General features: G+C 57.8%; 10 protein-coding genes and 1 pseudogene. 6 read left to right on the top strand and 5 right to left on the bottom strand.

The features are described 5' to 3' along the window. Positions 1–2: 2 nt before the first annotated feature. The 3 genes from ACNQP3_RS24970 to ACNQP3_RS24960 all read right to left on the bottom strand — a co-directional run bounded on the left by ACNQP3_RS24970 (position 3) and on the right by ACNQP3_RS24960 (position 2,954). On the bottom strand, positions 3–2,012 hold the full coding sequence (locus ACNQP3_RS24970) for a copper resistance system multicopper oxidase (RefSeq protein WP_264316551.1): 2,010 nt from the start codon (positions 2,010–2,012) through the stop codon (positions 3–5). Between the two features lie 183 nt (positions 2,013–2,195). Next, the gene (locus tag ACNQP3_RS24965; protein ID WP_059183363.1) at positions 2,196–2,402 is read right to left on the bottom strand and encodes a co-regulatory protein PtrA N-terminal domain-containing protein; all 207 of its coding nucleotides are present in this window, start codon (positions 2,400–2,402) and stop codon (positions 2,196–2,198) included. Positions 2,403–2,594: 192 nt separating this feature from the next. Continuing rightward, positions 2,595–2,954, bottom strand: coding sequence for a co-regulatory protein PtrA N-terminal domain-containing protein (locus tag ACNQP3_RS24960; RefSeq protein WP_059183362.1), 360 nt, complete (start codon positions 2,952–2,954; stop codon positions 2,595–2,597). Positions 2,955–3,148: 194 nt separating this feature from the next. Here ACNQP3_RS24960 and ACNQP3_RS24955 point away from each other — a divergent pair, with 194 nt between their 5' ends. The 6 genes from ACNQP3_RS24955 (at position 3,149) to ACNQP3_RS24930 (ending at position 11,921) form a co-directional block, all read left to right on the top strand. Continuing rightward, positions 3,149–3,826, top strand: a complete 678-nt coding sequence (locus tag ACNQP3_RS24955) for a heavy metal response regulator transcription factor (RefSeq protein ID WP_059183361.1) — start codon at positions 3,149–3,151, stop codon at positions 3,824–3,826. Then, the gene (locus ACNQP3_RS24950) at positions 3,826–5,232 is read left to right on the top strand and encodes a heavy metal sensor histidine kinase (RefSeq protein WP_059184120.1); all 1,407 of its coding nucleotides are present in this window, start codon (positions 3,826–3,828) and stop codon (positions 5,230–5,232) included. The genes ACNQP3_RS24955 and ACNQP3_RS24950 overlap by 1 nt, the downstream gene beginning before the upstream one ends. Positions 5,233–5,708: 476 nt before the next feature. Further along, positions 5,709–6,965, top strand: a complete 1,257-nt coding sequence (locus tag ACNQP3_RS24945) for a TolC family protein (RefSeq protein WP_059183360.1) — start codon at positions 5,709–5,711, stop codon at positions 6,963–6,965. After that, complete coding sequence (locus ACNQP3_RS24940) at positions 6,962–8,428, top strand: efflux RND transporter periplasmic adaptor subunit (RefSeq protein WP_060494132.1); 1,467 nt, start codon at positions 6,962–6,964, stop codon at positions 8,426–8,428. The genes ACNQP3_RS24945 and ACNQP3_RS24940 overlap by 4 nt, the downstream gene beginning before the upstream one ends. Next, positions 8,425–11,583: an efflux RND transporter permease subunit gene (locus ACNQP3_RS24935; RefSeq protein WP_060494133.1), complete on the top strand. Its 3,159-nt coding sequence runs from the start codon at positions 8,425–8,427 to the stop codon at positions 11,581–11,583. The genes ACNQP3_RS24940 and ACNQP3_RS24935 overlap by 4 nt, the downstream gene beginning before the upstream one ends. Next, on the top strand, positions 11,580–11,921 hold the full coding sequence (locus ACNQP3_RS24930; protein WP_059183357.1) for a copper-binding protein: 342 nt from the start codon (positions 11,580–11,582) through the stop codon (positions 11,919–11,921). Before ACNQP3_RS24935 ends, ACNQP3_RS24930 begins: the two co-directional genes overlap by 4 nt. A 158-nt stretch (positions 11,922–12,079) precedes the next feature. On the opposite strand, the pseudogene ACNQP3_RS24925 reads toward ACNQP3_RS24930, so the two are convergent. Continuing rightward, a pseudogene (locus ACNQP3_RS24925) lies at positions 12,080–12,358 on the bottom strand (pyridine nucleotide-disulfide oxidoreductase); the annotation flags it as partial. Positions 12,359–12,723: 365 nt separating this feature from the next. Next, positions 12,724–13,398, bottom strand: coding sequence for a heavy metal response regulator transcription factor (locus ACNQP3_RS24920; RefSeq protein WP_003253420.1), 675 nt, complete (start codon positions 13,396–13,398; stop codon positions 12,724–12,726). Positions 13,399–13,436: the final 38 nt, after the last annotated feature.

The raw sequence follows: 13,436 nt of genomic DNA, 5'->3' as shown, positions 1-13,436 counted from the left end.
GTTCATTCGTCCACGCGGACTTCTCGGAACATGCCCATTTCCATATGGAACAGTAGGTGGCAGTGGTAGGCCCAACGGCCCAAAGCATCCGCGGTTACTCGGTAGCTTCGTTTTGAGCCTGGAGGCATGTCGATGGTGTGTTTTCGAACCATGAAATTACCCTCCTCATCTTCCAGATCGCTCCACATTCCGTGGAGGTGGATGGGGTGAGTCATCATGGTGTCGTTGACCAACGTGATTCGCAGACGCTCGCCATACTTGAGGCGCAGGGCTTCAGCATCGGAGAATTTGACGCCGTCAAAGGACCAGGCGAACTTCTCCATATGGCCTGTGAGATGCAGCTCGATGGTGCGCCCTGGTTCACGTCCATCTGGATCAATGAACGTGCTGCGCAGATCCGCATACGTCAGGACACGTCGTCCATTGTTGCGCAGGCCGATTCCCGGATCGTCCAACTTGGGCGTTGGACTCATAGTCTGCATGTCGACCAAGGGGTTATTAGTTTCTGAGGCTGGGTGAGACTGCATGGCGCCGCCCATGTCTCCCATGCTGCCGTGGTCCATACCAGCCATCTTGCTGTGGTCCATGCCGGCCATGCCGCCTTGGTCCATCCCTGCCATTTTGCTGTGGTCCATACCAGCTATGCTGCCTTGATCCATCCCAGCCATTTTGCTGTGGTCCATACCGGCCATGCTGCCTTGATCCATCCCAGCCATTTTGCTGTGGTCCATACCGGCCATGCTGCCTTGGTCCATCCCAGCCATTTTGCTGTGGTCCATACCGGCCATGCTGCCTTGGTCCATCCCAGCCATTTTGTTGTGGTCCATGCCAGCCATGCTGCCTTGGTCCATCCCAGCCATCTTGCCGTGGTCCATGCCAGCCATGCTGCCGTGATCCATACCCATATCGCTCATTGAAATGAGAGGGCGAGGATCAACTGCCGGAACTGCAGCTTGCATACCTTCGCGAAGGGCTAAAGTGCCTCTGGAGTAGCCTGTGCGATCCATGGATTGAGCAAAAATGGTGTAAGCCTGCTCGTCTTCCGGCTCAACAATTACGTCGTAGGTTTCGGCAACGGCGATGCGGAACTCGTCGACCGCAACGGGTTTGACATGCTGCCCATCCGCTGCGACAACCGTCATCTTCAGGCCGGGAATTCGCACATCGAAATACGTCATGGCCGAGCCGTTGATGAAGCGCAGGCGGATTTTCTCGCCCGGTTTGAACACGCCCGTCCAGTTACCGTCCGGGGCCTGGCCGTTCATCAGATAGGTGTAGGTGTAACCATTTACGTCAGCGAGGTCGGTAGGGCTCATTTTCATCTCAGCCCACATTTTCCGATCCGCCACCGCAGCCGACCATCCCATCTCGCCTACGTCGTTGACGAAGTCGCCCACGGTGCGCTTGTGGTAGTTGTAGTAGTCAGACTGCTTCTTGAGCTTGGACAGCACACGTGCAGGGTCTTCATCCGTCCAGTCGCTGAGCATGACCACGTAGTCCCGGTCATAGGTGAACGGCTCAGGCTCTTTCGCGTCGATGACTAGGGCGCCATACACCCCGACCTGCTCCTGGAGCCCGGAGTGGCTGTGGTACCAGTAGGTACCGTTCTGATGGACCTTGAACTTGTACTCATACATGCCATCGGGTGCGATGCCATGAAAGCTCAGACCAGGCACACCATCCATGTTCGCTGGCAGGATGATGCCGTGCCAATGGATAGAAGTGTCCTGTTTCAAGCGGTTGCGTACGCGGAGCGTGACTGTGTCTCCCTCCCGCCAACGAAGGATCGGCCCCGGCAACGATCCATTGATTGCCATGGCTGTGCGAGTTGCTCCGGTGATGTTGACCGGTAGCTCACCGATGTAGAGATCAAAATCGGTGCCTGTCAGAACATTCGGTTGGCCATGGCTGGTCACAGCCCAGACCGGCGCGCGCCACATGCCCAGTCCACCCAGTAGTCCAGTAGCGGCCAGGCCTTTGACGAAAGATCGTCTCGTGGTTTTGCTGTGCATGCCGTAGTGTCCAGTCAGTCAGATAATTCGCTGATATCCGGGCCGCTCGATCGCAGACCCGGCTTCCTTGGGGGTCCCACAAGTCTTATGGACTTGCTCGAAAGCGCAAGCCACAGTGGGAGAAAGCGATTTGAAACTGCCACATAAAAGATTCCCGAGTGATTACATTTCTGTAAGCTCGGATTAGCAGTTCTCATGCTGCCCGTGTTTATGGCTTTGGCTTGCCATCGGCGCCTTGTCGGTCTTCTGCTGTGCAAGCTGATACGCCTCAGTGGCGGTTTGGCGGGCAGCCTCCATTTTCGCAAAGGTACGGTCGCCACCACCTTCAGCCAGAGCAAGGCCAGCCATTCCAAAAGTGATAACCATTACGAGAGCTTTGATCGAGTTCATCTGTTGTTCCTCGGCGGATTACTGTGCGGCCCATGGAGTTCAGGCTTGGGGTCACATTAGCCAGGCTGCGCTTTCAGAAAGCTGAGCTCGGCATTACAGTTCCGTCAGCTTCATGCGGCCCACAAAAAAAACGGCGCCGTGTGGGCGCCGATAGGCCAAAGGAGCAGAGGGGGAACGGCCACGAATCCTGGGCTATGGATGACACTCCTTGTCCGCCATCATCAATTTGTGTTCACGAACCATTTGACTGAGTACGTCATCAACCATCTTGTCGTGTTTCTCCATCCACGCCAGGTGATCTTCTTTGGACATACCCGCTTTGGGGTGATCTTGGTGCAATTGGCCCATCAGGTCCTTAAGCATGGACATGTGCTCTTTCATATGCACATGTCGTTGGCCGGGCTCAGCTTTTTCAGCCCTCACCAGAACTGCTTCGGCTTTGTCGCGAAGCTGCTGCATCCGCTCTATTGCTCGATCGCTCCCACCTTCAGCAAAAACGGCCGACGACAGCAGCATAGATGTAGCCACAAGCAAAAGTCTGATCGATTTCACGGGACTATCTCCATCAGGTGGTTTGAAACCATTGCTACCGATAACGGCAGGCGTGACTGCAATGCCCGTCTTCAATGACCGTAGACGGCAGGCCCTGACAGCTGGCTGATCCCAACATTACTTTTACGTCAGCTTCTGGTTTGCTCACTTTTTTGCTGCACACTGGGTGTGTACACCTTTTGAAGGCTGAGCACATGAAACTACTCGTAGCTGAGGATGAACCGAAAACCGGTGCTTATTTACAACAGGGCCTTGCAGAGGCGGGATTCACTGTTGACCGGGTCCTCACGGGTACCGATGCCCTTCAACATGCACTGAGCGAAAGCTATGACCTGCTGATACTCGACGTGATGATGCCGGGGCTAGAAGGATGGGAAGTCTTGCGAATGGTCCGCGCAGCCGGCAAAGACGTCCCTGTATTGTTTCTGACTGCCAGAGATGGGGTGGATGATCGAGTGAAGGGCCTTGAGCTGGGAGCCGATGACTACCTGATCAAACCCTTTGCTTTCTCAGAACTGCTCGCTCGTGTGCGGACTTTACTACGCAGGGGCACCAGCACAGCAGCCCAGACCACTGTGAGAATGGCGGATCTTGAGGTAGACCTCCTCAAACGAAGAGCTACTCGAGGTGGCAAGCGAATGGACCTTACTGCTAAAGAGTTTTCACTTCTGGAACTTTTGATGCGCCGGCGTGGTGAAGTGCTCCCCAAATCTCTGATTGCTTCCCAGGTGTGGGACATGAATTTCGACAGCGACACCAATGTGATCGAGGTTGCGATACGACGGCTACGGGCAAAGATTGATGATGACTTTGCTCCTAAGCTCATTCACACAGCTCGAGGAATGGGCTACATGATGGATGCCCCGGAGTGATTTTGTCCCGGTCCTCGCTCGTAAAGCGCCTGACTCTGATGATCATGTTCGCGGTCATTGCTGTTCTTGTGGTCGCGGGCATCAGCTTCAACATGCTGAGCCAGCATCACTTCCGCATGCTCGATGAACAAGCGCTGTCCGAGAAGCTGGAGTCAACGAGACACATTCTGTCAATCCAGGCACCTGGAACGGGAATGGAAGAGTTGAGACCACAACTCCGCGCATTGCTGGGTGCTCATCAGGATCTGACGGCAGAGGTGCTGACCTCACAGGGTGAGGTACTATTTTCAGATCTCAAAGCCGTACAAATTCCAGACCACTACAAGCGCGCTGACAAGGAAGAGGTGTGGGAATGGCAGGACGAATACCATAATTTCCGCGGTATCACCGCTGACGTTGCGATCCAGGGCCAACCAGCTCTCGGCACCGTCATGCTGATGCTGGATATCACCAGCCATGCGCACTTCTTCGAAACCCTCCAGCGGTGGTTTGCGATTGGTTTGGTTATTAGTGCGTTGGTCAGTGCTGGTATAGGCTGGCTGGTCGCGAAAAGTGGCCTACGCCCCGTCGAACAAATTACGAAGGTTGCGACGTCCATATCTGCCAGGTCACTTCAAGAGCGAATCCCGCTGGAGCCTGTACCACTCGAACTGCAAACACTGATCTTGTCCTTCAACGGGATGCTCGCACGCCTGGAAGATGCCTTCGTTCGTCTATCAAATTTCTCAGCCGATATCGCGCATGAGTTGCGAACGCCTGTCAGTAACCTGTTAACGCACACCGAAGTGGTGCTGTCCCGGAAGCGCGATGTCGACGCGTATGAAGAGAACCTGTATTCAAACCTGGAAGATCTGAAGCGGATGTCACGCATGATCGATGACATGCTCTTCCTCGCCAAGTCAGACAACGGCCTCATCATCCCTGAGCAGGTGGACATCCAGCTTCATGACCTTGTTGCCAAACTCTTCGAGTACTACCAGTTGCTGGCCGACGATCGCGACATACGCCTCACGCTTCAAGGGAAAGGCATCATCTCCGGAGACAGGCTCATGATTGATCGAGCTGTATCCAACGTTCTCTCGAATGCCGTGCGATACACGCCGGACGGGAGCGAGATCTCGGTAGAAATTCAGCAAGCAGCAGACAAGGTAACCCTCACGATCAAAAACGGCGGGTCCGCCATTGACACGCAACACATCAACAAGATTTTTGATCGCTTCTACCGGGCCGATCCGGCAAGGCGAGAAGGAGGACCTAGCAATGCAGGGCTTGGTCTGGCCATTACCCGCTCCATCGTCAAAGCACATGATGGAAAAGTCTGGTGCACCTCGTCCGAAGGGGTTACAGCATTCAATTTCGTTTTTCCTGCCGCGCACCGAACGGCTAACAATCGCACGCGTCGTTAATGTTGCGCTAACCGCTTTGGCCTACACTCGACCATCATGATTCGATTCCTACGACTGCTAACTATGTTGATGCTCGTGGGCGCGCTTCCTCTCCATGGGATGGCGGGAATCGACTCACCCATAGAACCATGCCCGATGCAGTCTCAGGGCATGGATATGATGGCAGGCATGGACCACGATTGTTGCCAGGATCAAGACAACGGAGAGCCCAACCAACACTCATCCAAAGCCTGTAAAGTCGGTCAGGAATGTAGAACTGCAAGCACACTGCAGGTCAGCATGGTCGAGCCCGCACTCACCTTCGCCACTCCACGTCCCGTCGATACCTACGGTCAAAGCCTTCTAACCAGGGCTCCCCCCGATCACTGGCGCCCTCCTCGGGCCTGATTCTTTCGTAAAACTCACACCATTGTTCTGCCTCGGCGGCTGAACGATGACACGCGCCTATGCGCTGGTTTTTTCGAGGAATCATCTTCATGACTCCCCTATGTTCCCATTCAGGGCGGATGCTTGCTGCCGCCCTGACACTCCTGCTGCCGGTGCTATCCGCGCAGGCGAATTCGCTCACGCTGGACGATGCGCTGCAACTCGCCGAGCGCAACGCACCTTCGCTTCAAGCACGCCAAGAACAGGCTTCCGCAGCACGTCACTCAGTTGTGCCTGCGGGTGAATTGCCAGATCCACGATTGAATCTCGGTGTGCAGAACCTGCCCGTGGATGGCAGCGATCGATGGAGTACCAACCGAGACTTCATGACCATGCAGGTGGTCGGCCTTTCTCAGGAGGTGCCCAACCGCGACAAACGAAAAGCGCGGGTCGAAACCGCTCAGGCCACGGTCGAGCGGGCGGATGCCGAAGCGCTGTTCGAGCGTCTGAAAGTGCGTGCAGCCACGGCACAAGCCTGGATTACCGCGTACACCCTGCAACGCAAATTGCAGCAGTTCGACAATCTGTTCAACGAGAACCGCCTGCTGGCAGCGGCGGTACGTGCACGCCTGGCCGCAGGGGGCGGCGCTTCCGCCGACGCCCTGGCCCCGGGCCAGGAGGCCGCGCAGCTGGAAGAGCAGAAGGACCAACTACTGACCCAAGCCACCCAGGCCCGCGCCGCACTTAAACGCTGGATCGGACAGGATGCCGACGCATTACAAGCGCCGACGTTTCCGCAGTGGCCGGTACGCGCACCTGACTACCTGCACACCCTACACGCCCATCCGGAGTTGGCCGCCTACGGGGCCATGACCCGTGAAGCCCAAGCTCAGGTGCAGCAGGCCATCGCCGAGAAAAAGTCAGATTGGGGCTGGCAGGTTGACTACCAACGCCGCGGGCCTGAATTCAGCAACATGGTCAGCCTGCAGGTCAGTTTCCAGTTACCGCTGTTCAGCGGGTCGCGGCAGGACCCGATGATCGCCGCTCGCCAGGCCCAGGTGCGGCAACTGGAGGACGAACAGGAAGCGGCACTGCGTGAACACACCGCGCAGCTCGAAGCTGACCTGGCGGAATACCAACGCCTGCAAAGGGCGGTGACGCGCAGCCGCGAAACCTTGCTGCCGCTGGCCGAACAACGCGTCAGCCTGGCCTTGGCCGACTACCGGGCAGGCAAGTCGGCGCTGGAAGAGGTAGTCACAGCGCGGCGTCAGCGCATCGAGGCACGGTTACAGGATATCGACCTGCAAGGGCAGCTAGCGGCGACCGCCGCTCGCCTGCACTTCGTATATGGAGAGGTGCGTGCATGAACAACACGTCTATCGGTTTGATCACAGCACTCGCCCTGGCCATTGGCACCGGGACAGGCTATTGGCTGGGGCATCCTGGGCAACCTGCACAAGCACCCGCAGCAACAGCGGAACAGAAGCCATTGTATTGGTACGACCCGATGTACCCGCAGCAACACTTCCCAGCGCCCGGCAAGTCGCCGTTCATGGACATGCAACTGGTAGCGAAATACGCCGAAGAAGGCACAGATCCCGTGCAGCCAACGGTGCAAATCAGCCAAGGCGTACAACAGAACCTTGGGGTACGCCTAGCGACGGTGAGCCGTGGCCGGCTGCAGCGCAGCCTGCAGGTCAGCGGCGTACTGGCCTTCGATGAGCGGGATTTCAGTGCACTCCAGGCACGCACCGCAGGCTTCGTCGAGCGCACCTATGGCCGAGCCACAGGGGATGTGGTGGCCAAAGGCGCGCCTCTGGCGGATGTACTGGCTCCGGAATGGGCTGGTCTGCAGGAAGAGTTTCTCGCGCTGCGCCACTTGGGTGATGTGCAGTTGCTAGCTGCAGCACGCCAGCGCCTGCTGCTGGCCGGTATGCCGGGTGAACTGGTCGACCGGGTCGCACGCAGCGGCAAGGTGCAGAACCAGGTGACACTGGTCGCGCCGAGTGCCGGGGTCATCCAGGCGCTGGATCTGCGTCCAGGAATGACCGTGACACCTGGCGCAACTCTGGCACGTATCAATGGCATTGCGAATGTGTGGCTCGAAGCCGCTGTGCCGGAAGCTCAGGCAAGTGGCCTGCACGAGGGGCAAGCAGTAGAGGCCCACTTGCCGGCTTATCCCGGCGAGACCGTTCTAGGCAAACTGACAGCTCTGCTCGCGGATGCAGACCTGCAAAGCCGTACCTTGCGCCTGCGTATTGAGCTGCCCAACAAAGATGGTCGGCTACGGCCGGGAATGACCGCGCAGGTTGCGCTGCGCCCAGGCGAAAACGCCGATGACAGCCTGCTGCTACCTGCCGAGGCCGTAATCCGCACCGGCAAACGTGATCTGGTGATGGTGGCCGAAGACCAAGGCCGGTTCCGCCCAGTGGAAGTGCTGCTAGGCCAGGAGAACGGCGGCCAGGTTACCATCTTGAAAGGCCTGCAGGCCGGGCAAAAAGTCGTGGCATCCGGACAGTTCCTGATCGACTCCGAAGCCAGCCTCAAAGGCATCGAGGCGACCACCGCCTCGGACTCACCGGCCGCCTCGCAACCGCCCGAGCTGCATGAAGCAGACGGTCGAATCGTGCAAATTGAAGGTAATCAGCTGACCATCGCCCATGGGCCTTTCGTCACCCTGGGAATGCCTGGGATGACCATGACTTTTCATGTGGCCGACCCCACGCTGATTACTGGGCTCAAGGTGGGTGAACGTATCCGCTTTGGTGTTCGGGAGCGCGACGACGGCATGGTCATCGAGCAGATCAATGCGCTGGAGGGCCAGCCATGATCGAAAAACTGATTCGTTGGTCAGTGAGCAATCGCATACTGGTTCTGCTCACCACTTTGTTCCTGGTGGCCTGGGGGATATTTTCGCTGCGCAGCCTGCCGATCGATGCCTTGCCCGATCTGTCGGACGCCCAAGTGATCATCCGTACCTCCTACCCAGGGCAAGCACCCCAGATCGTCGAAAACCAGGTCACCTATCCGCTGACCACCACGATGCTCTCGGTACCGGGCGCCAAGACCGTACGTGGCTTTTCTGCCTTCGGCGACAGCTTCGTCTACGTGCTGTTTGAAGATGGCACCGACGTGTACTGGGCACGCTCACGCGTGTTGGAGTACCTGAGCCAGGTTCAGTCGCGCCTGCCTGCCTCAGCCAAACCAGCACTTGGGCCGGACGCCACAGGCGTTGGCTGGATCTACCAGTACGCTTTGGTCGACCGCAGTGGCAGGCATGATCTGGCACAGCTGCGCAGCCTGCAGGATTGGTTCCTGCGCTTTGAGCTCAAGACCGTACCGGATGTCGCTGAAGTGGCAAGCATTGGCGGCATGGTCAAGCAGTACCAGGTGGTACTCGACCCGCTGCGTATGGCCAGTCTCGGCATCACCCAGGGCGAGGTCGCAAACGCCATCGGCAAGGCCAATCAGGAAACGGGCGGTGGCGTGCTGGAACAAGGTGAGGCGGAATTCATGGTGCGGGCCTCGGGCTACCTGAAGACGCTGGACGACTTTCGCGCCATCCCCCTGCGCTTGGCTGCCAACGGTGCACCGGTGACGCTGGGCGACGTCGCCCGAGTACAACTCGGGCCGGAAGCCCGGCGGGGCATCGGGGAGCTGGACGGCGAAGGCGAAGCCGTGGGCGGCGTGGTGATCCTGCGCAGCGGCAAGAATGCCCGGGAAGCCATCACCCGTGTGAAGGAAAAGCTCGAAACACTGAAGAAAAGCCTGCCCGCCGGCGTCGAGCTGGTGACTACCTATGACCGCAGCCAATTGATCGACCGCGCCGTAGACAACCTCAGTCACAAGTTGATCGAGGAGTTCATCGTGGTCGCACTGGTGTGTGCGGCCTTCCTGTGGCACCTGCGCTCGTCGCTGGTTGCGATCGTGTCATTGCCGGTGGGGGTGCTGATCGCGCTGATCATCATGCGGCACCAGGGCATCAACGCCAACATCATGTCTCTGGGCGGAATTGCCATCGCCATTGGCGCAATGGTCGATGCCGCTGTGGTGATGATCGAAAACGCGCACAAACGGGTCGAGGCCTGGCATGCCCGTCATCCGGGGCAGGTGCTGAGAGGAGCCGAGCACTGGCGGGTCATGACAGATGCCGCCGTGGAGGTCGGGCCGGCGCTGTTCTTCAGCCTGATGATCATCACCCTGTCGTTCGTGCCGGTGTTCACCTTGCAGGCCCAGGAGGGACGGCTGTTCGCACCCCTGGCGTTCACCAAGACCTACGCCATGGCGGCCGCGGCGGGGCTAGCCGTGACATTGGTGCCGGTGCTAATGGGCTACTGGATCCGTGGGCCATTGCCTGCCGAGCAGCGTAATCCACTCAACCGTGGGCTGATTCGCGTGTACCGGCCGGCGCTTGAGGTCGTACTGCGTAGGCCGTGGTTGACGCTGTTGGGCGCGCTGGCGATCTTGCTCAGCAGCCTGTGGCCATTGAGCCACCTGGGTGGAGAATTCCTGCCGCCGCTGGACGAAGGTGACCTGCTGTACATGCCCTCGGCCCTGCCAGGCCTGTCGGCGCAAAAGGCCTCGGAGCTGCTGCAGCGCACCGATAGACTGATCCGCACGTTGCCAGAAGTCGCCAGTGTGTTCGGCAAGGCCGGTCGCGCGGAGTCAGCCACCGACCCGGCACCGTTGGAGATGTTCGAGACCATCGTGCGGCTCAAGCCCAAGGATCAGTGGCGGCCAGGAATGACCAGCGAAAAACTGGTCGAGGAACTCGACCGGACCGTACGCGTACCGGGCCTGACCAACATCTGGATTCCGCCAATCCGCAACCGAATCGACATGCTCGCCACCGGTATCAAGAGCCCGATTGGCGTAAAGGTGGCCGGCAGCGACCTGGCGCAGATCGACCGCACGACCTTGGCTATCGAACGGGTAGCGAAGTCTGTACCTGGCGTGACTTCAGCCCTTGCCGAGCGTTTGACCGGAGGGAGATACGTCGATCTCGACATCGACCGCCAGGCTGCTGCCCGTTACGGTTTGAACATCGCCGACGTGCAGGCCATTGTCGCCGGCGCCATTGGTGGCGAAACCATCGGTGAGACGGTCGAAGGGTTGGCGCGTTACCCGATCAGCGTGCGCTATCCCCGCGAATGGCGCGACTCAGTCGACGCCCTGCGTCAGCTACCGATCTACACCGAACAAGGGGGCCAGATCACCCTCGGTACCGTGGCAAATGTGCGAATCGCTGAAGGCCCGCCGATGCTTAAGAGCGAAAACGCCCGACCCTCTGGCTGGGTGTACATCGACGTGCGGGGCCGTGACCTGTCGTCTGTGGTCGCTGACTTGCGTCAGGCAGTTGATAGCGATGTGAAGCTCGATCCAGGAGTGAGTCTGAGCTATTCAGGGCAGTTCGAGTATCTGGAGCGCGCCAACGCACGGTTGGCCTGGGTGGTGCCGGCGACCCTAGCAATCATCTTCGTCCTGCTCTACCTGACCTTTGGCCGCCTCGGCGAAGCGCTGCTGATTATGGGCACCCTGCCTTTCGCCCTCACCGGTGGCGTGTGGTTGCTGTACCTGATGGGTTTCAATCTGTCGGTGGCCACCGGTGTTGGCTTCATTGCCCTGGCCGGGGTCGCGGCGGAATTCGGAGTGATCATGCTGATCTACCTGAACAACGCTTGGTCTGAACGGCAAGCCAATAGCGAGCGCACGCAAGTTGCACTTCTGGAAGCCATTCGCGAGGGCGCGGTGCAGCGCATCCGGCCGAAGGCGATGACAGTGGCAGTTATCGTTGCAGGCTTGTTACCCATTCTCTGGAGCAGCGGGACAGGCAGCGAAGTGATGAGTCGCATCGCCGTACCGATGGTAGGCGGCATGCTGACGGCGCCGTTGCTCTCTCTCTTTGTGATTCCCGCAGCGTATTGGCTAATACGGCGCCGCGAACTTGCAGTAACCCATGATTCCAAACCAGGAGACATCCAATGAAAAAGCTCTACCTCAATGTTGCACTGTTCGTTGCCTTCGCATCAGGCGCGCAAGCCCAAGACTCCATGGTCGGAATGAACATGGACGGAATGGATATGAAGGAAGCCCCATCAGCACCTGCTGCTCACGCTGAAGGTACGGTAAAGGCTATTGACGCCTTGGGCGGTAAAGTGACCCTGGCACATGGACCGGTGCCGGCATTGAAATGGCCAGCCATGACCATGGGCTTCAAAGCTTCTGCGCAGCAGCTCGAACAATTGAAGGTGGGAGACAAAGTAGCGTTTGATTTCCGGATGGAGGGCAGCGCGGCGACGATTGTTGATATCCAAAAAGAGTAGATCGCTTACGCCCATGGGCTATCAGCGAAAGGTACCCCTACAGGACTGATCGCCTTAGGCAACTCCCGAGCAATGCTCGGGAGTTGGGCCGTACATGACCGCCTATCCAAACAAGGCGCCTCCGGATTTCCGGATATTCACATTGGAAATAGGGGAACTCAGGTCTCCACCTTCACCAAAAACTGCTCAATCTCAGCAGCGGTGCTACGGGCTGTACGGGTCACTCCAATCAAGGTCGCCGAGGCAGAACCTGTCCACTCGCCATAACCCACCAGCCAAAGGCCAGGCTCATTCACCGCACGTGTACCTGTAACTTCGACGCGACCGCCTTCAGTGACTACACCAAGACGCACCAAGTGCCCCAGCGCCGGCTTGAATCCGGTACACCAGATCACCGCATCGACTGGGGTCGATGATCCGTCCGCCCAATGCCCGCCTCTTCAACAAGAATATTGACGTGGCAGTACAGATCTTCTGGGCCTCGTAGATAATTGAAAATCCTTGATCTAACGACGCCGCATACCCCTCCTTTGACCGCCGTAGAGGGGAGATTGATAACATCACCGACGCACGGAATAAGTGCTAAGCCATGGTCGCTGTTGAAGATAATTTCAGTTGGACAGGCATCAATCCTGGCATGCGATTGACCTTGCGAAACCTGCTGATAATAAATGCTATACCTCATGTACAGCCTACCTCATTTGTTGGGTGAGGAATCAGCGCCGCGGATCGTAGACAGAAAGCTCAAGCTCGCAAGCGACGGGAGTATATAACTGATTTTCGGTACGAGAGATCTTGGCAATTATCGCTTTTCGAGCACATACCCTACGCCCCGAAGCGTATGTATCAGCTTGGTCTCGAAAGGGTCATCTATCTTGGCTCTGAGTCTTCGAATCGACACCTCTACAACGTTTGTGTCGCAGTCGAAATTCATATCCCAAACCTGCGAGATAATTTGCGTACGGCTCAGCACCACACCGGTATTACGCATCAGGTAATGCAGTAACGCGAATTCTTTCGTGGTCAGGTCTATGCGCTGACCGTCCCTGAATGCCCTGTGTCGGCTCTGATCAAGCTCTAGGTCAGCGACGCGAATGACTTCTACGGATGCGGGGTGATCTGACCTGCGCATCAAGGCGCGAACCCGGGCCAGAAGCTCAGGGAACTCAAATGGCTTGATCAGGTAGTCGTCTGCGCCGTTCTCCAGCCCCCGGACCTTATCCGCCAGCCGGCTTCTCGCCGTCAGCATCATGATGCGGGAAGGGCAATTTTTACGCCGCAACAACTCAAGAACCTGCCAACCGTCCATCTCTGGAAGGTTTATATCGAGAATAATCAGCTCGTATTCGTGCTGCTTGGCCAAGAATAATCCATCTGACCCGGTGTGGACGCAATCTACGACATAGCCACATTCCGTCAGACCTTGACGCACATACTCCGCAGTTTTTACTTCATCCTCAATTACCAGAATTCGCATGGGATTTTGTCTCGATATCACTGAGCAATTAACCGCGC

Source organism: Pseudomonas sp. LFS074 (genome assembly GCF_047978165.1).
In the GTDB taxonomy this organism is placed as follows: domain Bacteria; phylum Pseudomonadota; class Gammaproteobacteria; order Pseudomonadales; family Pseudomonadaceae; genus Aquipseudomonas; species Aquipseudomonas putida_P.
This window is presented reverse-complemented; position numbering and strand designations above follow the sequence as displayed.

Excerpts from the sequence above, each read along its gene's own strand:
- ACNQP3_RS24930 (WP_059183357.1), top strand. The coding sequence starts at position 11,580 with ATGAAAAAGCTCTACCTCAATGTTGCACTGTTCGTTGCCTTCGCATCA.
- ACNQP3_RS24970 (WP_264316551.1), bottom strand. The coding sequence starts at position 2,012 with ATGCACAGCAAAACCACGAGACGATCTTTCGTCAAAGGCCTGGCCGCT.
- ACNQP3_RS24945 (WP_059183360.1), top strand. The coding sequence starts at position 5,709 with ATGACTCCCCTATGTTCCCATTCAGGGCGGATGCTTGCTGCCGCCCTG.
- ACNQP3_RS24965 (WP_059183363.1), bottom strand. The coding sequence starts at position 2,402 with ATGAACTCGATCAAAGCTCTCGTAATGGTTATCACTTTTGGAATGGCT.
- ACNQP3_RS24940 (WP_060494132.1), top strand. The coding sequence starts at position 6,962 with ATGAACAACACGTCTATCGGTTTGATCACAGCACTCGCCCTGGCCATT.
- ACNQP3_RS24920 (WP_003253420.1), bottom strand. The coding sequence starts at position 13,398 with ATGCGAATTCTGGTAATTGAGGATGAAGTAAAAACTGCGGAGTATGTG.
- ACNQP3_RS24935 (WP_060494133.1), top strand. The coding sequence starts at position 8,425 with ATGATCGAAAAACTGATTCGTTGGTCAGTGAGCAATCGCATACTGGTT.
- ACNQP3_RS24955 (WP_059183361.1), top strand. The coding sequence starts at position 3,149 with ATGAAACTACTCGTAGCTGAGGATGAACCGAAAACCGGTGCTTATTTA.